Source organism: Methylobacterium sp. E-065, from assembly GCF_022829605.1.
Lineage (GTDB): Bacteria > Pseudomonadota > Alphaproteobacteria > Rhizobiales > Beijerinckiaceae > Methylobacterium.
Map to the genome: position 1 here is coordinate 1 of NZ_JAKSYD010000127.1, position 25,897 is coordinate 25,897.

At 69.4% G+C, this 25,897-nt stretch carries 22 protein-coding genes and 3 pseudogenes; 13 read left to right on the plus strand and 12 right to left on the minus strand.

What is annotated here, in order from left to right; all coding sequences use genetic code 11:
• A pseudogene (locus tag MKK84_RS17340) lies at nt 1-432 on the plus strand (sugar transporter); the annotation flags it as partial.
• 150 nt (nt 433-582) lie between these two features.
• A complete protein-coding gene (locus MKK84_RS17345) occupies nt 583-1,719 on the plus strand; it encodes a branched-chain amino acid ABC transporter substrate-binding protein (protein ID WP_243921827.1) in 1,137 nt (378 codons plus the stop codon).
• Between the two features lie 466 nt (nt 1,720-2,185).
• Here the strand turns inward: MKK84_RS17345 and MKK84_RS17350 are convergent, their stop codons facing one another.
• From MKK84_RS17350 to MKK84_RS17360, 3 genes and pseudogenes are all read right to left on the minus strand, one after another.
• A complete protein-coding gene (locus MKK84_RS17350) occupies nt 2,186-2,374 on the minus strand; it encodes a hypothetical protein (protein ID WP_243921829.1) in 189 nt (62 codons plus the stop codon).
• A gap of 2 nt (nt 2,375-2,376) precedes the next feature.
• Nucleotides 2,377-3,701, minus strand: a pseudogene (locus MKK84_RS17355) (O-acetylhomoserine aminocarboxypropyltransferase/cysteine synthase family protein).
• A gap of 189 nt (nt 3,702-3,890) precedes the next feature.
• Nucleotides 3,891-4,457 (minus strand): tyrosine phosphatase family protein, encoded by a 567-nt coding sequence (locus tag MKK84_RS17360; protein WP_243921831.1) that lies wholly within the window; start codon nt 4,455-4,457, stop codon nt 3,891-3,893.
• Between the two features lie 142 nt (nt 4,458-4,599).
• On the opposite strand from MKK84_RS17360, the gene MKK84_RS17365 reads away from it, so the two are divergent.
• Nucleotides 4,600-5,730 (plus strand): TRAP transporter substrate-binding protein, encoded by a 1,131-nt coding sequence (locus MKK84_RS17365; protein WP_243921866.1) that lies wholly within the window; start codon nt 4,600-4,602, stop codon nt 5,728-5,730.
• A 404-nt stretch (nt 5,731-6,134) separates the two neighbouring features.
• Here the strand turns inward: MKK84_RS17365 and MKK84_RS17370 are convergent, their stop codons facing one another.
• The gene (locus MKK84_RS17370) at nt 6,135-7,466 is read right to left on the minus strand and encodes an NAD(P)/FAD-dependent oxidoreductase (protein WP_243921833.1); all 1,332 of its coding nucleotides are present in this window, start codon (nt 7,464-7,466) and stop codon (nt 6,135-6,137) included.
• A gap of 147 nt (nt 7,467-7,613) precedes the next feature.
• Nucleotides 7,614-8,261 (minus strand): maleylacetoacetate isomerase, encoded by a 648-nt coding sequence (gene maiA, locus MKK84_RS17375; protein WP_243921835.1) that lies wholly within the window; start codon nt 8,259-8,261, stop codon nt 7,614-7,616.
• 136 nt (nt 8,262-8,397) lie between these two features.
• Here maiA and moaB point away from each other — a divergent pair, with 136 nt between their 5' ends.
• A complete protein-coding gene (gene moaB / locus MKK84_RS17380; RefSeq protein WP_243921837.1) occupies nt 8,398-8,955 on the plus strand; it encodes a molybdenum cofactor biosynthesis protein B in 558 nt (185 codons plus the stop codon).
• Between the two features lie 97 nt (nt 8,956-9,052).
• Here the strand turns inward: moaB and MKK84_RS17385 are convergent, their stop codons facing one another.
• Both MKK84_RS17385 and MKK84_RS17390 read right to left on the minus strand, forming a co-directional pair.
• Nucleotides 9,053-10,501, minus strand: a complete 1,449-nt coding sequence (locus MKK84_RS17385) for an amino acid permease (protein ID WP_243921839.1) — start codon at nt 10,499-10,501, stop codon at nt 9,053-9,055.
• Between the two features lie 135 nt (nt 10,502-10,636).
• Nucleotides 10,637-11,167, minus strand: coding sequence for a hypothetical protein (locus tag MKK84_RS17390; protein WP_243921841.1), 531 nt, complete (start codon nt 11,165-11,167; stop codon nt 10,637-10,639).
• A gap of 150 nt (nt 11,168-11,317) precedes the next feature.
• Between MKK84_RS17390 and MKK84_RS17395 the strand changes: the two genes are divergently transcribed.
• Nucleotides 11,318-12,445 carry a PA0069 family radical SAM protein gene (locus MKK84_RS17395; RefSeq protein ID WP_243921843.1) on the plus strand — a complete coding sequence of 376 codons (1,128 nt, stop codon included), beginning with the start codon at nt 11,318-11,320 and terminating at the stop codon, nt 12,443-12,445.
• 85 nt (nt 12,446-12,530) lie between these two features.
• Here MKK84_RS17395 and MKK84_RS17400 read toward each other — a convergent pair whose 3' ends face one another.
• From MKK84_RS17400 to MKK84_RS17420, 5 genes are all read right to left on the minus strand, one after another.
• Entirely contained in the window at nt 12,531-13,154 is a 624-nt protein-coding gene (locus MKK84_RS17400; RefSeq protein ID WP_243921868.1) for a ribonuclease HII, read from the minus strand.
• Nucleotides 13,155-13,433: 279 nt separating this feature from the next.
• Nucleotides 13,434-14,222 (minus strand): aldolase, encoded by a 789-nt coding sequence (locus MKK84_RS17405; RefSeq protein ID WP_243921845.1) that lies wholly within the window; start codon nt 14,220-14,222, stop codon nt 13,434-13,436.
• 63 nt (nt 14,223-14,285) lie between these two features.
• Nucleotides 14,286-15,302 (minus strand): biotin-dependent carboxyltransferase family protein, encoded by a 1,017-nt coding sequence (locus MKK84_RS17410; protein ID WP_243921847.1) that lies wholly within the window; start codon nt 15,300-15,302, stop codon nt 14,286-14,288.
• Entirely contained in the window at nt 15,299-16,036 is a 738-nt protein-coding gene (locus MKK84_RS17415; RefSeq protein WP_243921849.1) for a 5-oxoprolinase subunit B family protein, read from the minus strand. The genes MKK84_RS17410 and MKK84_RS17415 overlap by 4 nt, the downstream gene beginning before the upstream one ends.
• Nucleotides 16,033-16,794 carry a 5-oxoprolinase subunit PxpA gene (locus MKK84_RS17420; protein ID WP_243921850.1) on the minus strand — a complete coding sequence of 254 codons (762 nt, stop codon included), beginning with the start codon at nt 16,792-16,794 and terminating at the stop codon, nt 16,033-16,035. The genes MKK84_RS17415 and MKK84_RS17420 overlap by 4 nt, the downstream gene beginning before the upstream one ends.
• Nucleotides 16,795-17,117: 323 nt before the next feature.
• Between MKK84_RS17420 and MKK84_RS17425 the strand changes: the two genes are divergently transcribed.
• From MKK84_RS17425 to MKK84_RS17460, 8 genes and pseudogenes are all read left to right on the plus strand, one after another.
• Nucleotides 17,118-17,507 carry an exopolysaccharide production protein YjbE gene (locus MKK84_RS17425; RefSeq protein ID WP_243921852.1) on the plus strand — a complete coding sequence of 130 codons (390 nt, stop codon included), beginning with the start codon at nt 17,118-17,120 and terminating at the stop codon, nt 17,505-17,507.
• Nucleotides 17,508-17,717: 210 nt separating this feature from the next.
• Entirely contained in the window at nt 17,718-18,824 is a 1,107-nt protein-coding gene (locus tag MKK84_RS17430) for an efflux RND transporter periplasmic adaptor subunit (RefSeq protein WP_243921854.1), read from the plus strand.
• Entirely contained in the window at nt 18,817-21,975 is a 3,159-nt protein-coding gene (locus MKK84_RS17435) for an efflux RND transporter permease subunit (protein ID WP_243921856.1), read from the plus strand. Before MKK84_RS17430 ends, MKK84_RS17435 begins: the two co-directional genes overlap by 8 nt.
• Nucleotides 21,976-22,473: 498 nt before the next feature.
• Nucleotides 22,474-23,196 (plus strand): cell division protein DivIVA, encoded by a 723-nt coding sequence (locus MKK84_RS17440; protein WP_243921858.1) that lies wholly within the window; start codon nt 22,474-22,476, stop codon nt 23,194-23,196.
• A gap of 176 nt (nt 23,197-23,372) precedes the next feature.
• Nucleotides 23,373-23,699, plus strand: a complete 327-nt coding sequence (locus MKK84_RS17445) for a hypothetical protein (RefSeq protein WP_243921860.1) — start codon at nt 23,373-23,375, stop codon at nt 23,697-23,699.
• A gap of 129 nt (nt 23,700-23,828) precedes the next feature.
• Nucleotides 23,829-24,368 (plus strand): hypothetical protein, encoded by a 540-nt coding sequence (locus MKK84_RS17450; protein ID WP_243921862.1) that lies wholly within the window; start codon nt 23,829-23,831, stop codon nt 24,366-24,368.
• 97 nt (nt 24,369-24,465) lie between these two features.
• Entirely contained in the window at nt 24,466-24,684 is a 219-nt protein-coding gene (locus tag MKK84_RS17455) for a hypothetical protein (RefSeq protein ID WP_243921864.1), read from the plus strand.
• Nucleotides 24,685-25,479: 795 nt separating this feature from the next.
• Nucleotides 25,480-25,897 (plus strand): annotated as a pseudogene (locus MKK84_RS17460) (hypothetical protein); the annotation flags it as partial.

Genomic DNA, 25,897 nt, shown 5'->3' on the forward strand with positions numbered 1-25,897 from the left:
AACGACGTGCTCACGCTCGTGCGCGACCCGCAGACCTTCATCGCGGTGGGCGCGCTGGGCAACAGCACCGAGCTGCCGTTCCAGGCCGACGGGATCACGCTGGCGCAGGCGCTGGCCAAGGCGCGCGGCCTATCGGACTTCACCGCCGATCCGGCCGGGACGTTCATCTTCCGGTTCGAGCCGGCCAGCGTGGTGCGGCGGCTCCACCCGGGCTCGAAGCTGCTCGGCACACCGCTGGTCCCGGTGGTGTACCGGATCGACATGCGCGACCCCAACAGCCTGTTCGTGTCCCAGGCGTTCCGGATGCGCAACCGCGACCTCGTCTACGTGTCGAACGCGCCGTTCGCCGAGCTGTCGAAGGTGCTGACCGCCTTCAGCGGTGTCACCGGACCGGTTTCGTCCGTCGCCACTGCCTACTACTACGTGAAGTAAAGCCGGGACGACGCGCGACAGGCTGCGGAAAACAATCGCGTTTCTCCACATCCTCGCGTATGGCCTTCGGGTGCGGTGAAGGCGTGCGGCGCGGATGCCGCATGCCGTCCGCCTGTAGTCGCCGCGCGCAAGGTTGCCTAGAAGAGCCCGATGAAGATCGGACGCGTCGTCCCCGCCAGCGGGCTGTTCAGGCCCGCGCTGATGTCCCTGAGCCTGTGTGTCGTGCTCCTCCCGGCGGTGCCGGCGAAGGCCGATGTGGTGGTCGGCGTGGCGGTCCCACGCTCGGGGCCCTACGTGGCAGTGGGCGAGCAGGTCCTGCGCGGGGTCGAGGCAGCGGCGCGGGACGCCAACGCCATGGGCGGCCTCGACGGCCAGCCCGTGACCCTCGACGTGCAGGATGATGCCTGCGACTCGAACACCGCAACCGCAGTGGCCAACCATTTCGTGCGCGGAAACGTCCGCCTCGTCGTCGGGCATGTCTGCTCCAACGCCTCGATCGCGGCGTCCGACATCTACGCACAGAACGGCGTAGTGATGATCACCGCGGCCTCCGTGGCGGCGCGGCTCACCGACCGGGGGTTGCCGACCATCTTCCGCGTCTGCGGGCGCGACGACGATCAGGCGCGTCTCTCGGCCGCCGTGCTGGCCGAGCGGTTCCGCGACCGGAAGATCGCGCTGATCCAGGATCAGACCCCGGCCTCCCGAGCGCTCGCCGCGGCCACCAAGGACAACCTCAACCGGATCGGCGTCAACGAGGCGCTGTCGCTCTCGTTCTCACCGAGCGACGCCGACGATACCGCGCTGGCCGACCGCCTCAAGGCCGCGGGGATCGACGTGGTCTATTACGGCGGCGACGCCACCGAGATGGGGCGCCTCGTGAAGATCGCCGCCGACCGGGGTTTTCGGCCGCAATGGTTCGGCACCTCGGCCATCGCCTCGCCGGACTTCGCCAAGATCGCCGGGCCGGCGAGCAACGGCGTCCTGATGACCTTCTACCTCGATCCGAGCCGGCAGCCGGCCGCGGCCAGCGTGGTGAAGACCTTCAAAGCCGAGGGCGTCGATCCCACCGGATCGACCATCTACGGTTACGCGGCCATGCAGGCGCTGGTGGCGGCCGCCAACTTCGCCCATTCGGTCGAGCCGAAGCCGATCGCGCAAGCGCTGCATACGGAACGGTTCGACCTCGTGCTCGGCACGGTCGGGTTCGACTCCAAGGGCGACGTCACCGCGCAGGGCTATGTGCTGTACGTGTGGAAGGACGGGAGCTTTACGCCAGCGGGCAAGTAAGGCGTCCTTCGCCTCGCGCGCACGGATCACGTCAAGGTTTCGAAAGGTCGAGATCCAGCCCTTTAACGGTGTCGAGGGATCTCACGGGGGCACCGCCCTTTTCCCGGGCGCAAGCAGCGTCAGCGGAAGGCGACCCGGGATCCGGCACAAGAGTTCGCGAAGCGTCGATCTGAATCAACCTGTGCCGCTGGCGCGGCGCTCATTGTGCCGGATCCCGGATCACCGTCCACTGCGTTCCAGGCGTCCGGGAAAGGGCGCGCTCTACGAGGACGCGTCGGGAACCGGATCGCAAGCGCACGCGAACCCAACACCTTGAAACGGCTGGGTCGAGCAGCTCCTAGAGGATCGACGCCCGGGCGGTCGGGCGCCCCGCCTCGCAGGGGGAAGGGCGAGGCCGCCGGTGTCGAAGCCTGCGGCGTAGCGGGCATTCGCGCTCAGCACCGCGTCATGGACGTCACGGCCGCTGTCAGTCGGGTCGGACACGGGCCGTCCTCCGGTAGCACACGGCCAGGGTCACCAGGGAGGCGGCGAGGTCCGGGCAGGCGAGCGCCCCGCCGTCGATCATGGGGAAGGGTGGCATCCCGGCATCGGATGCGGATGGCTCGAGATGCGGCGCGGCCAAGCGGGCGGCGAGACGCCGGAGAAGGCTCCGCATCGTCAGGCCGCCCGGGCGAGGCCGCCGGCGGCCGCCAGCGCTTGGTCGAGATCGGCCAGGATATCGTGGAGATGCTCGAGGCCGACGGAGAGGCGGACATAGCCGTCGGAGACGCCCGTGGCGTGCAGCGCCTCCGGGCCGAGCTGGGAATGGGTGGTGCTCGCCGGGTGGATCGCGAGACTGCGCGCGTCGCCGATATTGGCCACGTGGTAGACCAGCTGCAGGGCATCGATGAACCGCCGCCCCGCCGCGCGGCCCGCCGCCAACTCGAACTCGACCAGACCGCCATAACCACCGGTCAGGACCCGGTCGGCCCGATCGCGGGCCTGGCCGCTCTGGAGGGCGGGGTGGATCACCCGCACGACCTCGGGCCGGACCTGCAGCCATTCCGCCACGCCTTGGGCGTTGCGGCTATGGCGCTCGATGCGCAGCGGTAAGGTCTCCAGACCCTGGAGCGTCAGGAAGGCGTTGAGCGGCGAGACGGCCGGCCCGAGGTCGCGCAGGAGCCGCACGCGGGCACGCAGCACGTAGGCGATCGGCCCGATCGGCTGGGCGGCCTCCGTCCAGATCGCGCCGTGATAGCTCGCATCGGGCGTGTTCAGGGCGGGCTGGCGCTCGGGATGGGCCGCCCAGTCGAACGTGCCGCCATCGATGATCGCTCCGCCGATGGCGATGCCGTGGCCGGCGATGTACTTGGTCGTCGAGTAAACCACCACGGCCGCACCGTGGTCGAACGGACGGGCGATCAGCGGTGCCGCGGTGTTGTCGACGATCAGCGGGATGCGGAGCGGCCGGCCGATCTCCGCCACCTCGCGGATCGGGAACACCGCGAGCTTCGGGTTCGGCAGCGTCTCGGCATAGTAGGCCCGCGTCCGGTCGTCGGTCGCCCGGGCGAAGGCCGCCGGATCAGACGGATCGACGAAGCGGACCTCTCGATGCCCTGCTCGGCCAGGGTATTGGCGAACAGGTTCCAGGTGCCGCCGTAGAGGTCGGTCGAGGAGACGATGTTGTCGCCGGCGCGCGCGAGGTTCTGCACGGAGAGCGCCGAGGCCGCCTGACCCGAGGCCAGGGCGAGCGCGGCCGCCCCGCCTTCCAGGGCCGAGAGGCGCTGCTCCAGCACGTCCACCGTCGGGTTGGTGACGCGCGTGTAGATGTTGCCAAGCTCCTTGAGTGCGAACAGGCTCTCGGCGTGGTCGGTGTCGCGGAACTGGTACGAGGTGGTCTGGTGGATCGGCACCGCCACGGAGCCGCTCGTCGGGTCGGCCCGCCAGCCGGCATGGAGCGCGAGCGTTTCGGGTCTCGCGTGGGACAGATCCTGGCTCGGCATGATGAACGTCTCCCTGCGGGGCGCCCTCGGAGGCGCCGCCGGTGCAGGGGATTTTTCGGCGGGTCCGAACGACATTCAATGAAACCGGAATTCGTATTTTCCGCCGCCGGTGGGCGGGTCATCCCCGCGCGGGGCGCCCGCGAGAAGATGCCGGTTCCCGATCCGGTCCGACGGTGCGAATCGGCCTGCTCACGCCTCCGCCGCGTCCACCTCCGCGCCGCGCCCCAGCCCGCGCAGCAATTCGGCGAGGTGCGGCCGTACCCGCAACTGCATGGCGTGGAGCTGCCGGACCGCCTCGCTGAGCCGTCCCTCCCGGCCGAGTTGCGCGTCCGCGAAACCGATCATCCGCGCGTTGGGCCAGACCGGCTCGCGCAGGGCGTGCAGCCGCGCCACCAGGGCGTCGGCCGGTGTCCCGGGCTCGGCCTGCGCGAACAGCATCAGCAGCGCCGCGGTAGAGCGCGACAGGCCGTAATGGCAATGCACCAGCAGATGCGCCGCCCCGTCGAGCTGCCGCCCGAACGCGAGGATCGCCGCGACATCCTCGGGCTCGGGGGGCACGAGCCCGTCGCCGGGGCCGAGGCAGTCGTGGAAATGCAGTGTCGTGCGGGTGTGGGCGCCGTAGGCCCCGAAGGCCTCGGGCTCCGGCGTGCCGGGGTCGAGGAGCGACAGGACGTGGCTGACGCCGCGCGTCCCATGGCCGGCCAACTCCTCTAGGCCGCAGACGGTATGCAGGGTGACGGAGGGCATGGTTTCCATCCCGGCCGCCTAGCACGGTCGATCGCCCGATTCGAGCCGCGACGGAACTGCCGCCGCCGCCCACGGCTTTCGAGAACCGGCGCGGACATGCTAGCTGCGACCGGCAAATCCGCGCCGGACGGACATCACACGCTCGGACGAGATCCCGTTGGACGACACGCTTATCGCGCACTCCTCGAAGGCCGGAACGCGGCGCACCCTCCTGGCTGCCGGGCTGGGCGCGGCCGTCGCCGGGCCGCTCACCGCTCCGGCGCTCGCTGAAGGCGCGCCGGAATTGCGCTGGCGCCTGTCCTCGGCCTACGCCAAGACCCTCGACATCCTGTTCGGCGCCTCCGAGACGCTCAGCCGGATCGTCGCCGAGGCGACGGACGGCCGCTTCCAGATCCGGGTCCAGGGCCCCGGCGAGCCGGTTCCCGCCGACGGCCTCTTGGATGCCGTCGCGGCCGGCACCGTCGAGATGGGCCACGGGCCGGCGACGCTGGGCATGGCCAAGGACCCGACCTTCGCGCTGGCGACCGCCGTGCCGTTCGGGCTCAACGCCCGGGGGGCCTCCGCCTGGTGGCTGGCGGGGGGCGCGGCCGAACTCTTCGCCGAGGTGTTCGCGAAGGCCGGTCTCGTCTGCGTGCCGGGGGGCAACACCGGCGCGCAGATGGGCGGCTGGTTCCGGCGCGAGATCAAGAGCCTCGCCGATCTCCAGGGGCTCAAGTTCCGGATCGACGGCATGGGCGGGCAGGTGCTCGCCAAGTTCGGCGTCCAGCCGCAGACGATCCCGGGTTCCGAAATCTACGCGGCCCTGGAGGCGAAGAAGATCGACGCCGCCGAGTGGATCGGCCCCTACGACGACGAGCGCCTCGGCCTGCAGAAGGTCGCGCCGGTCTATCATTATCCCGGCTTCTGGGAGGGCGGCGCGATGCTGCACTTCTGGTTCAACGCCGAGGCGTGGAAGGCGCTGCCGAAATCCTATCAGGCGATCCTGCGGGCCGCCGCCGCCCAGGTCGGCACCGAGGTCCAGGCCAAGTACGACGCGCGCAACCCCCAGGCCCTGCGCCGGCTGGTCGCCGGCGGCGCGCTGCTGCGGCCGTTCCCGCAGGATGTGATGGAAGCCGCCCTCAAGAACGCCAACGACGTCTATGGCGAGCTCGCCGCCAAGAACGCGGATTTCCGACGGGTCTACGAGGCGATGCGCACCTTCCGGAACGAGGAGTATCTCTGGTTCCAGGTCGCGGAGTACACCTACGACAACTTCATGATCCGGGCCCGCGCGCGGGGGTAGAAGCTGTTACGGGCCGTGTTCGGGAATCGCCGGGGATTCCGAAGGGATCATTCCTTTGGCGGGGTTTCGGATCAGAGCCCCGGGAATCTCGCAAAGCTTGCGTTGTGTACCCGCGAAAGGTCGCGGACCGAGCCCTTTCAAGGTCTTCGGACTGGCTGCAAGGATCACAATCCTTAGTTCTAACGTTATGAAATCAACGCCTTTTCCCCTCCCCCTTATGGGGAGGGCCCATGGGTGGGGGTGGTTCAGGATCGAGCGTTCCGGTGCCTTCTGCACCACCCCCACCTCCAACTCCTCCCCACAAGGGGGAGGAGAGGGCGCCTAGTCAGTGTCAAAGTGATTCCCCCAAACACCTCGAAAAGGCTGGTCCCGGATCGTTCGAAACCCTGATCGGATGATCGCTGCTAATGCAGCTTCACCCGCGGCTCAGTGCGGCGGGTGAGGGCGCGCGCCAGGGTGTCGAGGACCGTCTTGGCGGTGCCGTGGAGCGCCTGCTCGTGCATCTTGTAGAGCGAGCGGTACATCATTCGGGCGAACAGTCCGGCGATCAGCATGTTCTTGCCGCGCACGAACCCCATCAGGCTGCCGACGGTCGAGTACTCGCCGAGCGACACCAGCGAGCCGAAGTCCTTGTATTTAAAGGGCTTCAGCGGCTTGCCGTCGATCTTGGCCCGGATCTGGCCGACAAGGTGGCTCGCCTGCTGGTGGGCGGCCTGCGCGCGCGGCGGCACCGGCGTGTCGGAGCCCGCCTCGACCAGATAGGCACAGTCGCCCATCGCAAAGATGTCGGGGTCCCGCGTCGTCTGCAGGGTCGGGGCCACCACGAGCTGATTGGTGCGTGTCGTCTCCAGGCCGCCGATGCCCTGAAGGAACGGGGGCGCCTTCACGCCCGCCGCCCAGACCACCAGCTCCGAGGGGATGAAGGTGCCGTCGGCCAGCTGCACACCATCCGCGCGCACCTCGGTCACGCGCGCCTTCACGCGGACATCGACGCCGATCTTGTTGAGGAGCTGCATCACCTCGACCGAGAGGCGTTGTGGAACGGCCGGCAGGATCCGGTCGGCCGCCTCCACCAGGGTGATGCGGATGTCCTTGCCGGGGTCGATCTTGTCGAGGCCCGTGGCGACCACGTGGCGCAGGGTCCGGTGCAGCTCGGCGGCGAGCTCGGTGCCGGTCGCGCCCGCGCCGATCACCGTCACGTGGAGCTGCCCGGGCCGGACGGGGCCGGCCTGGGTGTGGGCCCGCAGGGACGCGTTGACGAGGCGCTGGTGGAAGCGCACCGCCTGGTCCTGGGTGTCGAGCGCGATGGCGTGCTCGGCGACGCCCGGCGTGCCGAAATCGTTGATGGTGGAGCCCACCGCCATCACCAGCGTGTCGTAGGGAACCGTGCGCTCGGGCGTGACCTCGCGGCCCTCGGCGTCGTGGCTCGCCGCGAGCTGGATCGTGCGGGCTTCCCGGTCGAGCCCGGTCATGCGCCCGATCCGGTAGCGGAAGCCGTGCATGTGGGCGTGGTGCAGGTAATCGACCGCGTGGTGGCCGACGTCGAGGCTGCCGGCCGCGACCTCGTGGAGCAGCGGCTTCCAGATATGCGTGCGGGCGCGGTCCACCAGCGTGATGTGGGCGCGCTTGCCCCGCCCGAGCTTGTCGCCGAGCTTCGTCACCAGCTGGAGGCCGGCGGCGCCGCCGCCCACCACCACGACGCGATGCAAACCTGACTCGTTCTCGACGGATGCCATCGACACTCTTTCCGCTCCCGTACCGGGATTAAGACGCCGGCCTGCTTACACGTGCCAAGTGTCCGATTGCCACATCTGCCCGCCAAGATCACGCGCAACGAAGCCACGCGTGACGAAGCCACGCGCGCCGGCGATGCGCGTTTCGGGTCACGCCTGCGGAGCGCCGGGCTGACGCAGGGGATGGGCCTCGGCCACCGCCGGCACGGCGAGGCATGCCGCAGCGATCCGCCCGACCGTCGGATAGGCCGCCGTGTCCACGCCGAAGATGCCGGTCCCGACCCAGAGGCTCACGAGACAGAGATCGGCGTGGCTCACCGCGTCGCCCTGGCAGAACCGGCCGGTCCCGGGCTCGTTGGCGAGGCGTGTCTCCAGGGTCCGCAGGCCGGTCTCGAAGGCGTTGCGCAGGAAGTCGAGCATCCGCTCCCGGGGCAGGTCGTAATGCTCCATCAGGAAGGTGCGGACCCGCGGCACGTAGAGGGGGTGCGTATCGCAGGCGACGACCTGCGCCAGCGAGCGCGCCCGCGCCCGCGCCCGGGGCTCTTCAGGCAGCAGGCGCACGCCGCCTTGCGTCTCCTCCAGATAATCGAGGATCGCGAGGGACTGGGTGAGCGGCGGCCCGTCCCCGTCGAACAAGGCCGGCACCGCGCCCTGCGGGTTGATCGCCCGGAATTCCGGCTTGTGCTGGTCGCCCGCATCGAGGTCGATGAAGGTCTCCTCGTAGGCGATGCCCTTGAGCTTGAGGGCGATCCGCACCCGGAAGGCGGCGGCCGAGCGCCAGTTGCCGTACATGTGCATCGGGTCAGGATCTCCGGAGGATCGGCAGAGCACAACCGAGTTTGCGTTCCGCCGCAAGGGGGCGCGTGCGACCGCCTGGGGGCGACAAGCCGAAGCGGCGGTCCCATATCGGTCGCCTGTCCCGGAGACCCGATCCATGGCCGACCAGCCCGCCCAGCGCGCCTTCATCCCCTTGTCGATCGCGGTGTTGACCGTATCGGACACCCGCCGCCCGGAGGACGACCGCTCCGGCGACACGCTGGTCGAGCGCCTGACGGAGGCGGGCCACCGCCTCGCGGCCCGGTCCATCGTGCCGGACGAGGTCCCGGCGATCCGGGCCCAGGTTGAGGCGTGGCTGCGCGATCCGGGGATCGACGTGGTGCTGACCACGGGCGGCACGGGCTTCACCGGGCGCGACGTGACCCCGGAGGCGCTGGAGCCGCTGTTCGAGAAGCGCATGGACGGCTTTTCCGCCGTCTTCCACCGCATCTCCTACGACAAGATCGGCACCTCGACCCTGCAATCGCGGGCCACCGCCGGGGTCGCGCGGGCGACCTACGTGTTCGTGCTGCCGGGCTCCCCCGGTGCCTGCCGGGACGCCTGGGACGGGATCCTGGCACAGCAGCTCGACTACCGCCACCGCCCCTGCAACTTCGTGGAGATCATGCCGCGGCTCGACGAGCATCTGCGGCGGGGGGCCAGCATCACGGTGTGAGAAGGCGCAACACCTTCCTTTCCCCGCGGAGGGGGGAAGGGGGACTCGCTATCCCTTCTGCGATCTATTCGGCCGGGAATCCCATCCACCAACGGCGTTACGCCGCGTTCCCCTCCTTGCGGCGCAGGACCGAATGCTTGCGCCCATAGAAGAAGTAGACGACGAGCCCGATCGCCATCCAGATCACCAACCGGAGCCACGTGTCGAGCGGCAGGCCGGCCATGAGCAGCAGGCAGAACAGGATGCCGAGGATCGGCACCATCGGCACGGCCGGGGCCCGAAACGGGCGCTCCATGTGCCGGTTGGTCCGCCGTAGGTAGATCACCGAGCCGCACACCAGGATGAAGGCGGCGAGTGTCCCGATGCTCACCATTTCGCCCAGGATGTTGATCGGAACCAAAGCCGCCACCACGGCGACCGCAGCGCCGATCAGCGCCTGGCTGCGATAGGGCGTCTGGTAGGTCGGGTGGACGTGGGCGAACATTTTCGGCAGCAGGCCGTCCTGCGCCATGGTGAAGAAGATCCGGCTCTGGCCGTAGAGCAGCACGAGGATCACGGTGGTCAGGCCGGTCAGCGCGCCGAGCTTGATCAGGATGGCGAACCAGCCGATGCCGATCACGTCGACGCCCTTCGCGATCGGGTCGGGGACGTTCAGATCCTTGTAGGGAACCAACCCGGTGAGCACGGCCGCCACCAGGACGTACAGGATGGTGCAGACGGCGAGCGAGCCCAGGATGCCGATCGGCATGTCCTTCTGGGGCTTGCGCGCCTCTTGGGCGGCGGTCGAGACGGCGTCGAAGCCGATGAAGGCGAAGAACACCACGCCCGCGCCGCGCAGGATGCCGCTGTAGCCGTAATGCCCGAAGGTGCCGTCGTTCTCCGGGATCAGCGGCGTCCAGTGCGCCGTGTCGACATGGCCCCAGCCCAGCGCGATGAAGGCCACCACGACGGTCAGCTTCACCGCGACCATGACGTTGTTGAAGCGTGCGGATTCCTTGGTGCCGCGCATCAGGAGAAGCGTGATCAGCGCCACGATCAGCACGGCCGGCAGGTTGAACAGGGCGGTGCCGCCACCGTCGATCGGCGTGCCCGGCGCGTGGGCGAATTGCGCCGGGATCACGATCCCGACATCCTTCAGGATGCTCGTGACGTAGCCCGACCAGCCCACCGCCACTGTGGCCGCCCCCATGGCGTATTCCAGGATGAGGTCCCAGCCGATCAGCCACGCGAAGAACTCGCCCAGCGTCGCGTAGGTGTAGGTGTAGCTCGACCCCGCCACCGGGATCAGCGCCGCCATCTCGGAGTAGCACAGGCCGACGAACGCGCAGGCGATGCCGCCGAGCACGAAGGACAGCATGATCCCCGGCCCGGCATATTGTGCGGCGGCCGTGCCGGTCAGCACGAAGATGCCGGCGCCGATGATGGCGCCGATGCCCATCGCGGTGATCGACAGCGCGCCGAGCGACTTCGAGAGTTGCTGCTCGCCCTCGCCGCTCTCGATGATGTCGTCGACGGATTTCCGCCCCATCAGGCCCGACGCATCCATCGCAACATCCTCCCAGGGCGCAGCGGGCAGGCGGCCCCGCCTTCACCGGGGAGGCCGCAAATCCTTTGCCATTGACTGAGAGTTGTAGAGGCGGATCAACCGACAACAACGTGGCGGTTCGCAATATCCTCCCGCTTATGCCCGATCGATACGGGCGATCAGCGGCCGAACCTTGGGGCGCGCGGTGAAGACCGGTCCGCTCCGCAGCGCCTCGCGCCGGACCACGTCGCCCGCCCTGGCCCGGCGGGCGCCCGTCAGGATCTCGGCCCGGCCGATCAAGCGCGCACGCCAGCCGGCGGCCGGACGGTGCAGGCGGCCGAGGCCGGTCTCCGGCCGGGCGGTGCCGACGAAGCGGTCGAGGGTACGGATCCAGCCCTCGGCGGGGACATCCCCGGCCTCAAGGCACAGGATCCAGTCCCGGCGCGCCAATGCGGCGCCCGCCGTGTAGGGGCTGTCGCCCGCGTGGACGACCAAGACCGCGCCGGTCGCCTCGGCGACGGCTGCTACCGCGTCGCTCGCGCGGCGCGCCACGATCACCGCATCGCCGATCAGCCCACCGGCGACGCCGGAGACGAGCACGCCGAGCGTGTCGGCCAAGCGATCGATCGCGTCCGGATGGGCCGGGTCGGCCAGGTAGGTCACCGCAGAGAGCATGAGCGCGCGCATAGACGATTTTGCGCTGCCGTAAACCATTCCTGCGCCGCAGGAAGGTGGGGGTGTTACCGAGAGACGCTCAGATGTGAGGGTTGCCCGAAAAACAGGCGTTCTTCGACCCGATGTTCGCTATATGTTTCACGTGAAACAGAGGGCGTCATCATGGCGGGCAACGTCTTGGGTTCGCGGGACGGGTCGCGATCAGCGGGTGCGCGGCGGCTCGCCGACAGCACGCCCCCCGAGGCCGGGCGGCGCGGGCGCGGGTCCACGTCCAACCCTACCGGCCGTTTCGAAGCGGCCCAGCGCGAGGTGTTTCACGACCCCGACTGGATGGCCGACGATCCCGCTCCCCTGCGTACGCAGGTGACGCCGGAACGATCCACCCGGATCATCGCCCGCAACACCTCGCCCGACATACCCTTTGATCGCTCGATCAATCCGTATCGTGGCTGCGAGCACGGCTGCATCTACTGCTATGCGCGGCCGACCCATGCCTTCCTGGGTCTGTCGCCGGGGCTCGATTTCGAATCGCGGATCTTCGCCAAGCCGGACGCCGCCCGGCTGCTCCTGCGCGAACTCGCGGCGCCGGGCTACAGCCCGGACACGATTGCGCTGGGCACGGCCACCGATCCCTACCAGCCGGCCGAGCGGACCCACCGCATCACCCGGGCGGTGCTGGAGGTTCTGCGGGACGCGCGGCATCCGGTCGGCATCACCACGAAGTCCGACCTCGTCCTGCGCGATCTCGACCTCCTGGCCGAGATGGCGGCCGACAACCTTGCCCTCGTGGCAATCTCGCTGCCGACCCTCGATCCGGCCCTCGCCCGGCGGCTCGATCCCCGGGCGCCCCGGCCCGAGAAGCGTCTCGCCGCGATGGCGCGCCTGAGCGAAGCGGGGGTGCCCGTGATGGTCAACCTCTCCCCGATCATCCCGGGGCTGACCGATCACGAGATCGAGTCCATCCTCGCCCTCGCCCGGGAGCACGGCGCGAGCCGGATCGGCCATGCCCTGCTGCGGCTTCCCGGCGAGGTCGCCGACCTGATGGCCGACTGGTTCGCCGAGCACTATCCGGAGCGGCAGGCCCGCGCCTTCGCCCTGCTGCGGCAGGCCCGGGGAGGCCGCGAGAACGATCCCCGGTTCGGCCATCGCTTCCGCGGGGAGGGGGCCTACGCGGCGATGATCGGCCAGCGCGTCCGGCTCGCAGGGACCCGGCTCGGCTACGGCTTCGGCCGGATGGCGCTGAACCGGGATGTCTTTCGCAAGCCGGGAGCGCAGCTGGTCCTGTTTTAAGCGCCGGTTCGAGTCGTTCGGAGAAATCCCGGTTCCGAAAGGTCGGGACCTTTCGCGGGTTCAAGGCAGAGCCCTGGGACGCCTGTCAGGGCGCCGCATCGAAACCGCGGGTGAAGCTCAGCCGGTGGTGCGGGCTCCGGCCGAGGCTGGTCAGGCCGGCGCGGTGGATTGCGGTGCCGTAACCGACGTTGCGCTCCCAGCCGTAGCCGGGGTGGCGCAGGGCGAGGCGCCGCATCAGCGTATCGCGAAATACCTTCGCGACGATCGAGGCGGCGGCGATCTGTGGCACCAGCTGGTCCCCGCCGACCACCGCCCGGCTGGGCAATCCGGGCAGCGCGTCCCGGCCGTCGACCAAGACGGGCGCCGCGATCCCCAGGCGGCCCACCGCCCGCGCCATGGCGTCGAGGGTCGCGGCGCGGATGTTGATGCGGTCGATGAGCGCCCGGGAGCCAGCTGAAACGGCGACGCGGGCGTGCGCGCGGATCAAGGGCGCGAGCCGTTCCCGCTCGGGCTCGAGCAGGCGCTTGCTATCGTCCAGTGCGGCGAGCAAGTCGGGTGCGAGCGCCGCCGGATCGAACCAGACCGCCGCCACCACGACCGGGCCGCACAACGCCCCGCGCCCGACCTCGTCACAGCCGATCGCCACCGGATAGGCGGCGGCGCGGGACGGATCGAACGGACGCGCTATCGCCCTCTTCCGTGGGATCACGAGCGTCACGGTTTCAAAAGATCTCCGACCCAGCCCTTTTTACGGTGTTTGGGCTGCCTGCAACAGGCACGATCCGTAGCCCGACGTATTGAATGGGAACCGCTTTCACTTGCCCTTCTGGGATGAGACCAGGGAGGAGGATCAAGCGCACAGGTGCCTCCGGCAACACCCCAATCTCCCACTCCTCCCAACAAGCGCGAGCGATCCCGGGCAAGCCCGAGGTCGCCAGGGGAGGACAGTGCGTCCCGGTTCGTGCAGACGATCCGGCGCTTGAACGAATCACGCCAGGAAGGCCGGCTCGTCCCGCGCGAGCACCCGCTTGACGCTCTCCAGATGCAGCCGCGCGCTCTCGGCGCGTCCAGCGGCTTCCTGGGCCGCGACGCGCTGCACGATCGCTTCGGGCACGGTCTTCAGCGACCGCCCCGTGCTGAGGGCGAGCACCTGCGCCTGCGCGGCCCGTTCCAGATAGTAGAGGTCGTCCCAGGCCTCCGCGATGGTCTCGCCGAGCACCATCACGCCGTGGTTCTTCAGGAAGACCACATCGGCCTTCCCGGCGCTGGCGGCGATCCGCTGGCCTTCCTGGGAATCCAGCGCCAACCCGTTGTAATCCTCGTCCACCGCGATGCGGCCGTAGAAGCGCAGGGCCGTCTGGCCGGCCCAAGCCAAAGGCTGCCCCTCCAGCATGGCGAGCGCGGTGGCGTAGGGCATGTGGGTGTGGAACGCGGCGCGGGCGCGGGGCTTGAGCCGGTGCAACTCGGCATGGATGTGGAAGGCCGTGGCCTCCGGCTGACCGTCACCCTCCACGACGTTGCCGTGGAAGTCGCAGAGCAGCAGGCTCGACGCGGTCACCTCCGCGAAGGCGAGGCCGTAGGGATTGACCAGGAACAGGTCGGGCCGCTCCGGCAAGACGGCCGAGAAATGGTTGCAGATGCCTTCCTCAAGCCCGTTGCGCGCGGCCCAGCGCAGGCAGGCGGCGAGGTCGATCCGGGCTTTCCGGACGGTGTCCGCGTTGAGCGGTTCATTGCTGCGCGCTGGCGGTGTGCCCGAGGCGGTGACCGCGTGAGCCATACGTGGGGGCCTTTCTCGTTGTGGTCCCGGCCGGGGCCGCTCCGCCCATAGCGCGTCGCATCGTCAGGCGCGACCATCGGCAACGCCGCCGACGAGGTTGAGACCGAGCAGGAAATCCGAGGCGAAATCCGTTCGCACCACCGGCTTCCGTGCCACCGGCTTGCGCAAAACATCGCCCTCGGCCCGGCGCTCTGCCACCGCCTCGGCCACCGTGACCTGCCGGAAGGCGATCCGCGCCCCGCCGCGCGCCTGGGCGAGGCGGCCGAGATCGGGGCCGATGACCGTCGCGATCTTCGGATAGCCGCCGGTGGATTGCCGGTCGGCCATCAGCACGATCGGCAACCCGTTGCCAGGCACCTGGATCGCCCCCATGGCGACCCCGTCGGAGACGATGTCGTGGCCCTTGGCGTGCGTCAGGGGCTTGCCGTCGAGGAAGCAGGCCATGCGGTCGCCCCGGGGCGAGATCGTCCACGGCCCGGCCAGGAAGGCCGCGATCTGATCTGCGGCGAAATAATCGTCCTGCGGCCCGAGGACCACCCGGATCACCCGCGGGTCCCGGTCCAGCCACGGCGTGACGAGGCGGTGCGGGGCGCCGTCGCCGGATCGAGCCTCGTCCACCGGCAGGCGGTCGCCGGCGGAGAGTCCGCGCCCGTCGAGGCCGCCGAGGCCCGAGCGGGTGTGGGTCGCGGTGGAGCCGAGCACCGGCGCCACCGCGATGCGGCCGCTCACCGCCAGATAGCCCCAGGCGCCCGCCTCGCCGGCCCGCACGACGAGCGTCCGGCCGGGCTCCAGCGTCAGCGCCACGCGATCGGGCAGCGCCGCGCCGTCCAGAGCGACCCGGAAGCCTGGCGCGACCAGCGCGAGCCCGATCGCACCGCCCTCTGCGGAGAGCGTGACGCCGCCTGTGGAGATCTCGATGGCTGTGGCGTCCAGGGGATTGCCGGCCGCCCGGTTGGCGGTGGCCTGCATCAGCGGGTCCATCGGCCCCGCGGCCGTGATGCCGTAGCGCAGGTAGCCGTGCCGGCCGCCATCCTGCAGCGTGATCCCGGGCCCGGCAGCCTCGATGACGAGCGCCGTCATGTCCGCGACTCCCAGCGGCGGGCCACCGGCTCGCCGGCGGCTTCCCGGGCCGACAGCGCGTCGAAGGTGGCGGCGTCCACCGGCTCGAAGCGGATCAGATCGCCGGCGCCGACGAAGAAGCTCGGATCACGCTCCGGCGCGTAGAGCCGGGCCGGGGTGGCGCCGATCACGTACCAGCCGGTCGGCATCGGGACGGTGGCGACCGCCGCGAGGCCGCCGCCGATCACCACGGCGTTGGCCGGGTGGGGCGGGCGCGGGCTCGCCCGGCGGGGCACGGCCAGAACCTCCGGCAAACCGCCGAGATAAGCGAAGCCCGGGGCGAAGCCGTACATGTAGACCCGGTAGGTCGCCCCCGCGTGGGTCGCCACCACTGCGTCGGGCGAGAGGCCGGTGCGTTCGGCGACCTGGCTGATGTCCTCGCCGTGCGGGGCCGCGTAGCAGCAGGGCAGCGTCCACAGGGTGGTGTTGGTCGTGCGTTCGGTCGTCCCGGCTGCGAGGGCCCGGACCCGTTCGACGAGCGCCGCGCGATCGAGCACCAGCGGATCGTAGTGCAGCATCAGCGACCGGTAGGTCGGCACGCGCTCGCGCAGGCCTTCGGGCGGATCGGCGCCGAGGGCGTCGTCCAGCGCCAGAACCCGGTCGCTGATCGCGGGATCGACCGTGCTGCCGAACTCGACCACCAGTGCGGCCTCGCCCGCATCGAGGAGCCGGGGCTCGTCGGGGACCGCGCTCACGGCCGGAACGGTGCCAGCGTCACCCCCGCGGCCTCCAGCCGATCCCGGACCGCCCGGGCGGTGGCGACCGCGTGGGCCGAGTCGCCATGCACGCAGATCGAGCGGATCGGGGTCGGCAATTCCCGGCCCGATGCGGTCAGGATGAACGCGCCCTGGACCATGCGCAGAATCCTGTCCGCCGCCTCGGCCGGATCGGTGACGAAGGCGCCCGGTTCGCTGCGGGGGATCAGCAGCCCCGCCTCGGTGTAGCCGCGGTCGGCGAAGATTTCCTGATGGACTTCGAGGCCCGCCGCCTCGCCGGCCCGCACCTGGGCGCTCAGCGCGATGGCCAGCAATGCCAGCCCGGGATCGACCGCCTTGACGGCGCGCGCCACGGCATCGGCGACGGACTGGTCCTCGGCCGCGATGTTGCCCAGCGCCCCGTGGGTCTTCACGTAGGTGAGGCGGTGGCCCACATAGGTGGCGAGCGCCTGCGCGGCGCCGACCTGATAGGCCACCAGCCGCTCGATCTCACCCGGGCTGAACGGGATCCGGCGGCGCCCGAAGCCCCACAGGTCCGGAAAACCCGGATGGGCCCCCACCGTGACGCCGCGCGCCTTCGCCAGGGCGAAGGTCGTCGCCATGATCTCGGGATCCCCCGCGTGCAGGCCGCAGGCGACGTTGGCGGAGGTCACGATGTCGAGGATCGCCGCGTCGTCGCCGCAGGTATAGGCGCCGTAGCCCTCGCCGAGATCGGAATTCAGGTCCACGCGCGTCAACGGATCGACTCCTTCGCGACGCCATCGCGCCGCCGGAGATTATCCGACTCGCGCCTCCGGCGGGGTGCCCGGCGGGACTTTCGAGCAGGCCGGCGGCGTGTGCAAGGGCGATGCCGCACCGCATCCGCGCAGGGCTCGGGATCGTCGCCGGATCCGGCTTGCGGATGGGCGGTCGGGGGAGCGCGACGATCGAAACATTCGGCCGGTGAAATCGCACGAATGCTCAGCTCGCGCTGCGACAAAGCGAAGTTCCGGGCATTCGAGCCGGAACTTCAGATGGATCTAGCGATTGGCCAAGAGCAAAAAACTTTGGAGGAACGTTCATGAAGGTCACACGCCTGGTCAGCGCCGTTGCGCTCTTGGCCCTCGCGGCCAGCCCCGCCCTCGCTGCGCCTTGCGCGACCGGTACGACGTCTAAGACCCCGGACAAGCAGGCCTCCAACCCCGCCAGCTCGGATGTCGATAAGTCGAGCAAGAACCTCGCCGGCGGAAATCAGCCTGCGTCCCCCGGCACGGTCGGGGCCATGAACAACGCGGGTTCCACGCAGACGGCCGACGGTAAGGCAAGCCCGGACGCGAAGTCGAACGCCACCGATCCGGCCGCCAAGAACCTCGCGGGCGGAAATCAGCCGGCGTCCCCCGGCACGGTCGGCGCGATGAACAACACGATGGCCGACCGGCAGACCGCACCGGTCCAGGGCGACGGCTGCTAAGTCACCGCTTTCCATCAACACAATCGTCCGGAAGCCCGCCTCGCATCGCCGAAGCGGGCTTTCGCGCATCTGGAGTGTGGATCCAGGGATCGCGTCCGGCCGGCCGCTGCATCCCCCATGAACTGACGCCGCGATCTTTGATCCCGTCTCGTCCGGATGTATTCGGCACCAAAGCCGAAATATGCTGGCCATCATGCGGAGGGAGATAAGGTGGGTCAGCGAGGGCGCTTGATCGCCGGCGGCGTGCTGATCGCCGTCATCGGCGCCGCCATCGTGGCGCCGGACGTGATCCTGCCGGCCCGGGCCGCCCCCTATCTGCACGGATTGCGCGTGCAGATCGAAACGTTTTTGTCGGACCTGCGCCGGGCTCCGGCTGCCGAGGTTCGCCTTCCGGCACAGCGCACCGCCGTGGAAGACGGGCGCACCTTCGTCCGGCTGACCGGACCGGAACGCGAGCGGATCGGCCTGGTCGCCGAGACTCGGCCGGCCGTACCCCACCGGCAGGAACTGACCGCCTACGGCACCGTTCTCGACATCGCCCGCATCACCGAACTCACCAACAGCTACGCCGGGGCCGTCGCGGCGCTGCAGATGGCGCAGGCCCGTGTCGAGGTCTCGGCCAGCGCCGCCCGTCGCGCCCGCAATCTCGGCGCAGGCGTGGTCGCGGTCGCTCAGATCGAGACCGCCGAGGGCACCCTGCTCACCGACCGCGCTGCCCAGACGGCGGCCGAATCTCAGGTGCGCACGCTCAGTGCCACCGCGCGACAGGAATGGGGTTCGGTGCTCGGCAAGGCGATCATCGATCGGTCGGCCCTCGTCACCCGCCTGATCGAGCGGGCGGATTTCCTGGTCCAGGTGACGCTGCCGCCCGGCGAGAGCCTCGCGACACCGCCCGAGGGCGCCTTCGCCGAGGTCCCGCCGCAGAGCGTGCGAGTCGCGATGCGGCTGGTCTCGGCCGCGACCCGGACCGATCCCCGCATCCAGGGGCAGAGCTTCTTCTATCTCGTCTCCGGCGACAGTGGCCTCCTGCCCGGCACCAGCACCATGGCCTTCCTGCCGGCCGAACGATCGGTCCGCGGCGTGCTGGTGCCCGAGGATGCGGTGGTCCACGGGGAGGGGGGAACCTGGGTGTATCGCGGCACCGGCGACGGCGCGTTCGTGCGGCACGCGATCCGGCCGGACGCGCCCATGTCGGCGGATTCCTTCGTGGTCGAGGATCTGCCGGAGGGCGCCGAGATCGTGCTGCGGGGCGGGCAGGCGCTCCTCTCCGAGGAGATGAAGAGCCGCATCCGCGTCGTGGGCGACGACGATGATTGAGCCGTCCGGGGAGACGGCTCGCGGGCCGCAGGCCGCCCTGCTGGACTTCGCCGTCCGGCATCCGCGGGTGGTGCTGGCCTTGGCCTGCGCGCTCCTGGTGTTCGGCCTCTACGCCCTGGCGGGCGCGCGCTACGACGTCTTTCCCGAATTCGCGCCCCCGACCGTGACGATCCAGGCCGAGGCGCCCGGCCTCGATTCGGAGCAGGTGGAAGTGCTGGTCACCCAGCCGGTTGAGGTCGCGGTCGGCGGCCTGCCCGGGTTGGAAACGCTGCGCTCGACCTCGATCCAGGGGCTGTCGGTGATCACCGCGGTGTTCAAGGCGGGCAGCGACGTCGACCGGGTGCGCCAGCGGGTCAACGAGCGGCTGGCGGCGCTGGCGGGGCGCCTGCCGGACGGGGTTGCGGCGCCCGCCATGACGCCGCTCACGTCATCGACCCTCACCGTGCTCCTCGTCGGCCTGACCTCGGCCTCGCGCGACGCCATGGACCTGCGCCACCTCGCCGAGTGGACCGTGCGCCGCCGCCTCCAGGCGGTGCCGGGCATCGCCCAGGTGTCGCTCTACGGCGGGGCGGTGCGCTCGCTGCAGATCCAGATCCGCCCGGACGACCTGATCCGCTACCAGATCGGCCTCAACGATGTGCTGGCGGCGGCCCGCAAGGCGACCGGCGTCCGAGGGGCGGGCTTCGTCGACACGCCGAACCAGCGCGTTCTGTTGCGAACCGAGGGACAGTCGCTCACCCCGGAGGCGCTGGGGCAGACGGTGCTGCACAACGATGGTGGGCCGAGCGTGCTGCTCTCCGACGTCGCCACGGTGACGGCCGCCCCGGAACCCGCGATCAGTGCCGCGCTCGTGGACGGAACGCCGGGCGTGCTGCTGATGGTCGGCGCCCAGGTCGGTGTCGATACGAGGGCAGTCACGGCCCGCCTGGAGGCGGCGCTCGATGAACTGCGCCCAGTCCTGCAGCGGGAGGGCGTGACTTTGCGCGCCGACCTGTTCCGGCCGGCGAACTTCGTGGATGTCGCCACCGGCAACGTCATCCAGGCGCTCGCCATCGGCGGCGTGCTCGTGGTGATCGTGCTGCTGGTCTTCCTGGCCGATTGGCGGGCCGCCCTGATCAGCGCGACAGCCATACCGCTGTCGCTGATCGCGGCCGCGCTCGCGCTTCAGGCCTGGGGCGAAAGCCTCAACACCATGACGCTTGGAGGACTGGCGCTGGCCATCGGCGAGGTGGTCGACGATGCGGTGATCGGCGTCGAGAACGCGTCCCGCCGGCTGCGGGCGGCGCGGGCCGAGGGGCGTGGCGGCGCCCGCGTGGTGTTGAGCGCCATGCTGGAGGTGCGCAGTTCCGTCGCCTACGCGACGCTCGCCGTGCTCCTGATGTTCCTGCCGGTCCTGGCGCTCACCGGGGTGGCCGGCCGCCTGTTCGGACCGCTCGCGCTCGCCTACGTCGCGGCGGTCGTCGCCTCGCTCCTCGTGGCGCTGACGGTGACGCCAGCCCTCGTGCTGCTCCTGCTCGGCGGCCGGTCGAGCCGCGGCGAAGCCCGGCGTGAGCCCCCGGTCGTGCGCTGGAGCCGCGCGGGCTATCTCGGGCTGCTGGCGTGGATCGGCCGGGTGCCGCGGATCGCGATCCTGACGAGCGTGCTGGTGACGCTCGGCGGTGCCGCCATCCTGCCGACCCTCGGGGCGGTGTTCCTGCCCGACCTCCGGGAGGGCCACATGATCCTCCACATGGTGGCGATACCCGGCACTGCCCTGCAGGAATCGCAGCGGCTGAGCGGCCTCGTCACCGCCGACCTGAAGGCGATACCGGGGGTGCGGGCGGTCGCCGCGCAGATCGGGCGTGCGGAGGCCGGCGAGGACACGGCGGGGCCGCATTACAGCGAGATCCACATCGACCTGGAGCCCGGCCTCGACGGGGCCGCCCAGCGGAAGGTCGAGACGGAGATCCGGACTTTGATCGCTGGCTTTCCCGGCGCCGCCTTCTCGCTCAAGTCCTTTCTGACCGAACGCATCGAGGAGACGGTCTCGGGCTTCACCGCCTCGGTGGTGATCAACGTCATCGGCAGCGACCTCGACCGGATCGAGGCCGCGGCCCGTTCGGTCGCCCGGGAGCTCGCCGAGGTGAAGGGTGCCCGCGATGTCCAGCAGGCCGCGCCGGCCGGCCTGCCGCAGGTGACCGTCGCGTTGCGTCCGGTGGATCTGCGCCACTGGGGGCTCGATCCCGTGGAGGTGCTGGAGGCGGTGCGCACCGCCTATCAGGGCGATGTCGTCGGCCAGAGCTACCGGGGCAATGCGGTGGTCAATGTACTGGTGATCCTCGATGCGCAGGTGCGGGGCCGCCTCAGCGCCGTCGGTGACCTGCCGCTGCGGGCGCCCGGCGGGCGCTACGTGCGCCTGTCGCAGGTCGCCGATGTCTACGAGAGTGCCGGCCGCTACCAGGTGCAGCACCTCGGCGCGCAGCGGATGCAGGCGGTCACCGCCAACGTCGCGGGCCGTGACGTGGCGGCCTTCGTGGCGGCGGCCAAGCGCAAGATCGCCCGGGAGGTCCGTCTGCCGGAGGGCGTGTATGTGACCTTCTCGGGCGCCGCCGAGGCGCAGGCAGCCGCCCGGCGCGATCTCCTGTTTCATGCGGGCCTCGCGGGCTTCGGCATCGTGGTGCTGCTCGCGATCGTCACGGGATCCGCGGCGAACCTGATCCTCGTCCTCGTCAACCTGCCTTTTGCCTTCGTGGGCGGTGTCGCGGCGGCCGCGCTGACCGGCGGCGTCCTGTCGCTCGGTTCGATCGTGGGCTTCGTGACCCTGGCTGGCATCTCGCTGCGCAACAGCGTGATGATGATCGCCCATTACGAGCAGATGGTGAACCGGGACGGCCGTCCCTGGAACGCCGCAACTGCCGCTGAGGGTGCCGCCGACCGGATGGTACCGATCCTGATGACCTCGCTGGTCACCGGGCTCGGCCTGCTGCCGCTCGCCCTCGGCGCGGGAGAGCCCGGCCGGGAGATCGAGGGGCCGATGGCGCTCGTGATCCTCGGAGGCCTCGTCAGCTCGACGGTTCTGAACCTTCTGGTGCTCCCAATCCTGGCCGAGCGCTTCGCCCGCTTCCGTCCGGCGCGGGTCGAGGATTCTGCGTCGATGCCCGCTCGCCCGTGAGAACCGCGCTCGCGGCATTCCAGCGGATCGATGCTGGAGTGGGATGCTTTGGAGCAGGGTTCGAGCTGTCGCGTGTGCAATCCAGGATGATCAGCCGCATATTCGATGCCGGATGCTTCGCGGTGCGGTCAGATGCGCGATAAGATTGCCATTCGTCCAGAACTATGGCTCAGCTATAAGATCAAAAGCGGCAGGTTTTACGTTCGATAATGATATTTTGTCGTCGTCCGTCTTATTGGAGGCCTGTGCTTCCCGTTTGACGCAATTAATAGTGGCTGATTGTCCGATCTGGGCAGGCGTTAACGATCAGAAAATCGCGACGAATCGGCAACCTGAAGCTGCCGAATCCCCCGAGAATCTCTGGCACTCCCGAGTGCGACGAAGATTAATTATGGTTAGGAGGAGCTTATGAAAAGCTAGCGGGTGAATACACAATTAACGGGTCATTAACCACGTCTGTGGCTTTATCATCCCATGTTCGCCCCGGGAAAGGCAGCAATGAGCATGATCGCGGCGCCCACAGCCTCTTGGTCCCACATTCTGACGCAGGTCGCGGAAAGTCTGGACCGTATTTCCGAGAAGCCCTCGGCTGAGATTTTAAGGCTCAAACCCAGTTCCGGTCACGGCGAGATGCCGGCGCTGCGCCTGAGCCTGGACACCGACGAAGGCCCCGCCGCAATGATGCCGGAGCCGGCCGTCAACGATGCGGAGCCGGTCGCGGCCCCCACGATGGCCTTGAGCGAAGCGTCGATGCCGTCGTCCTCCGAAGCCCAGACCGATGCGGTCGCGGACTGGATGACGACCCTCGACATCATCAACGGCATGGTCGGCCTTGCCGACGAGCAGAAGAAGCGCCTTCGGGAGCAGAGCGCCTCCCACGAGGTGCTGATCGAGACCCTGCAGCGCGAGCTGAAGGAGACCCAGCAGCGGCTCCAGCTCTCCGAGATGCGGTCACACGAGATCCAGACGCGGGCCGATATCCGCCTCCAGCGCGTTCAGGCGGATGCCGACTCGCAGGTGGAGGAGATCCGCGCCGAGGCGGAAGCGCGGGTGCGCACCCTGCAGGCCGAGGCCGAGGCCTGGGTTCGTGCGGCCGAGGAGCAGGTGCGGGTCGCCGACCTGCGGGCTTACACCGCCGAGAAGTGGCTCTCGCGGATCGATGCGGCAGCCAAGACACTTCTGCTCGGCGGCCATATGGGTCAGGTCCAGTTCGAAGGCTGAGGGACGAGCGTCCGGACGTCTTCGTTCCCGCCCCGGCTTCAGGATCGACCATGGACCAGTCAAGACGGATCAAGTCCGACCCGGTAAACGCCGCAGCATCGGGCGAGCATGGCGCTGGATCCGAGGCCAAGATCGTCGTTCTGGGATCGGTGCCGACGGCCACGAAATGGTCGAGCTTGCTCGATCGGGTGCGTGGCGCGGCGCACTACATCCGCGAAGTCGAGGATCGCGCGCAAGATTACGAAGTGCGGGTTCAGGAACTGGTCGAGCAGGTCCAGGCCGATCTCCGGGACGCCGACGCGAAGGTCCGCGCCGCCGATCAACGCACCGAAGAGGCCCACGCGCAGGCCGCGATGCTGATCCGGGCCGCCGATGAGCGGGCCCGTCTCGCGGAAGAGCGTGCGGCGTCGGCCGAGGAGTGGCTGCGCCGGATTTCTGAGACGATCGAGTCCGAATTCGTCGTCGAGCCTGCCGCGCGCAGGACCGGCACGTCGGGCACCTGATAGTGAGTTGCTTGGCTCCCGGTCCGCGGGAGCCGCCGCAGTTCGGATAAGCCGTAACGGATGCTCCGCGCGAACATCCGATGCAGCGTTGCCGGACCGCCGTCTTGAGACACGTACGGGCAGAAGGGAATGGCGATGCCAGCGATGGACGAGGCGTTCTGGGCCACTCTCGACGCGCATATCGTGGCGCATCGACCGGACGGCCAGGATAAGCCGCCGGCGGCCCCGGTCCCGACCGCGCCGGCGCTCGCCGTGGTGAGTGACGCACCGCCCGTGCCCCGTCGCGTGGCCTCGGACTGGACCGGTGTGCTCGATACCTTGACGGCGGCCAAGAGCGCCGCCCAGCAGCAGGAGGCGCGCCTGCGCGAACAGGCCGCCGAGCAGGATGCCCTTTTGCAGGAATTGAAGCGGTCGCAGCAGGAAGCCCGCGCCTTCGAGCAACTGGTGCGCGAGGTCCAGATCCAGGCGGATGCGAAGGCCGTTGAACTGCGCGCGCGTGTCGAGGCTCAGATCGGAAAGATCCAGGCGGAGGCTGCCGCGAAGCTGCAGGCCATGGAGGCGCGGGTTCAGGCCGCGGAGCGCCGCGCCGAGGCCGCCGAGGGCTGGCTGGTGCGGATCGAGCAGGCGAGCCGGGACTTGGTTCCGGGCGAGCGGCGGGCCGCGGCCTGAGGAATATCGTCGGAGGTTCAGACCCGTGCGCGCCCTCGGTCCCAACGCGGTTCCACCAGCCGGCGCACGGTACAGTGCTGGGTGGCTCTTCGACCCGATGAAGGCGCGATCGCGCTCCGGGAGCGTCTGGCTCCGCCGGGCACTACTGGCTTTGCCGCTCGCGTTGGCGCTCGGCGGCTGCACGATGGTGCAGGCCGATCCGGTCGATCGCGCCACGATCGGGCCGCTGTCACCACTTCAGGCGTCCGCCCCGCATGCGACCGTAACCGATGCCGCCGACGATGGGTCGTGGCGCCTGCGCCTGTCGCGGCTGTAGACCAGAGCGCCGCGCCTAGTCGACGGCTGCCATCATTCGAGCCAGATCAGCCTTCGGCCGAGACGGTCCGGAGCGGTACACGAGTTGATTGGGTATTATCTGGATTCGCCCCAGTCAACCTTGGACTGCTGAATGCAGAACGGCTGATCTTGGATCAGATGGGAACCAAGATTCCCGATCGTTTTCCGGTGAGCGGCCGTAGGACACACCTCGCTCTCCGCACTTTGAATAATGAACTAGATATTGAAATGCACGATCTTTGAGATCAAATATTTTGACCCGAGCTTGACAGGATTCAGGCCAGGAGGCGCGAATCGATTTTGCACAAACGCCGCACGCCATAAAGGAATGGTAATCGATACAGCTTCATCGGCCTTCTGTAAACGCCGAGGCCTTAATGAAGGAACGAATTTCCGCCCGCAGGAAGGCATGGCGCTCAAGCGTCAAACTGGTCCGTGCGGGTTGAATTGGTCTTGGGCCGGCGCGAGACGATCGGGCGCACGCGCTATCGCGGCGTCGAGCGCGCTGCTCTCGGCTGTTTGGAAGTCCACAACATGCCCGAGGTCCTTGCGTTCGATACAGCGCCGGTCAGTGCGCGATTGACGAGATGGACCGCTGACAGCTCGCGTGTGCGGATCGTGCACGCAGCGGCGACGCGACAAGCTCGGCAAGAGAAAGGACTGTCTTCGCGCCCGGTGCCCTGCTATTGGCCGCGACCTGCTCGCATCGATGCACACTACCGGCGTAATTACCCAGGCCCTTGCGCGGGTTGAGTTTCGCTGATTCCCTCGTGGGATGGGGCGCAGCGATCTTGAGCGGTTGAGCCGCGAGGAGCTGATCGAGCTGGTGCTGCGGCTGCAGCGTCCGGACAAGACCTCGCGCCGCTCCTTGCGGTCGGTCGCCGGTGGCTTCGAGGAGCTGATCGAGCTGGTGCTGCGGCTGCAGCGTCCGGACAAGACCTCGCGCACCTCCTCGCAGCCACCGGCGACCGACCGCAAGGAGCGGCGCGAGCAATCCAAGCCCGGCGGGGCCAAGCCCGGCCACCAGGGCCACAGCCGGGTGATGAGCGACGACCCCCACGCCGTCGCCGACCATCGCCCCGATCGCTGCGCGTGCTGCCGCGGCGCCCTGGACGGAGATCTTCCCTCCGAACTCGTGCGCGTGTCTCAGCGGATAGATCTTCGGCGGGGGCCCCGGCGCGCTCCGATGCAGC

What these genes read in the sequence shown, in the direction of transcription:
- MKK84_RS17345 (WP_243921827.1), top strand. Translation starts at nt 583, where the DNA reads ATGAAGATCGGACGCGTCGTCCCCGCCAGCGGGCTGTTCAGGCCCGCG.
- MKK84_RS17350 (WP_243921829.1), bottom strand. Translation starts at nt 2,374, where the DNA reads ATGCGGAGCCTTCTCCGGCGTCTCGCCGCCCGCTTGGCCGCGCCGCAT.
- MKK84_RS17360 (WP_243921831.1), bottom strand. Translation starts at nt 4,457, where the DNA reads ATGGAAACCATGCCCTCCGTCACCCTGCATACCGTCTGCGGCCTAGAG.
- MKK84_RS17370 (WP_243921833.1), bottom strand. Translation starts at nt 7,466, where the DNA reads ATGGCATCCGTCGAGAACGAGTCAGGTTTGCATCGCGTCGTGGTGGTG.
- maiA (WP_243921835.1), bottom strand. Translation starts at nt 8,261, where the DNA reads ATGCACATGTACGGCAACTGGCGCTCGGCCGCCGCCTTCCGGGTGCGG.
- moaB (WP_243921837.1), top strand. Translation starts at nt 8,398, where the DNA reads ATGGCCGACCAGCCCGCCCAGCGCGCCTTCATCCCCTTGTCGATCGCG.
- MKK84_RS17385 (WP_243921839.1), bottom strand. Translation starts at nt 10,501, where the DNA reads ATGGATGCGTCGGGCCTGATGGGGCGGAAATCCGTCGACGACATCATC.
- MKK84_RS17390 (WP_243921841.1), bottom strand. Translation starts at nt 11,167, where the DNA reads ATGCGCGCGCTCATGCTCTCTGCGGTGACCTACCTGGCCGACCCGGCC.
- MKK84_RS17395 (WP_243921843.1), top strand. Translation starts at nt 11,318, where the DNA reads ATGGCGGGCAACGTCTTGGGTTCGCGGGACGGGTCGCGATCAGCGGGT.
- MKK84_RS17405 (WP_243921845.1), bottom strand. Translation starts at nt 14,222, where the DNA reads ATGGCTCACGCGGTCACCGCCTCGGGCACACCGCCAGCGCGCAGCAAT.
- MKK84_RS17410 (WP_243921847.1), bottom strand. Translation starts at nt 15,302, where the DNA reads ATGACGGCGCTCGTCATCGAGGCTGCCGGGCCCGGGATCACGCTGCAG.
- MKK84_RS17425 (WP_243921852.1), top strand. Translation starts at nt 17,118, where the DNA reads ATGAAGGTCACACGCCTGGTCAGCGCCGTTGCGCTCTTGGCCCTCGCG.
- MKK84_RS17435 (WP_243921856.1), top strand. Translation starts at nt 18,817, where the DNA reads ATGATTGAGCCGTCCGGGGAGACGGCTCGCGGGCCGCAGGCCGCCCTG.
- MKK84_RS17440 (WP_243921858.1), top strand. Translation starts at nt 22,474, where the DNA reads ATGAGCATGATCGCGGCGCCCACAGCCTCTTGGTCCCACATTCTGACG.
- MKK84_RS17450 (WP_243921862.1), top strand. Translation starts at nt 23,829, where the DNA reads ATGGCGATGCCAGCGATGGACGAGGCGTTCTGGGCCACTCTCGACGCG.
- MKK84_RS17455 (WP_243921864.1), top strand. Translation starts at nt 24,466, where the DNA reads ATGAAGGCGCGATCGCGCTCCGGGAGCGTCTGGCTCCGCCGGGCACTA.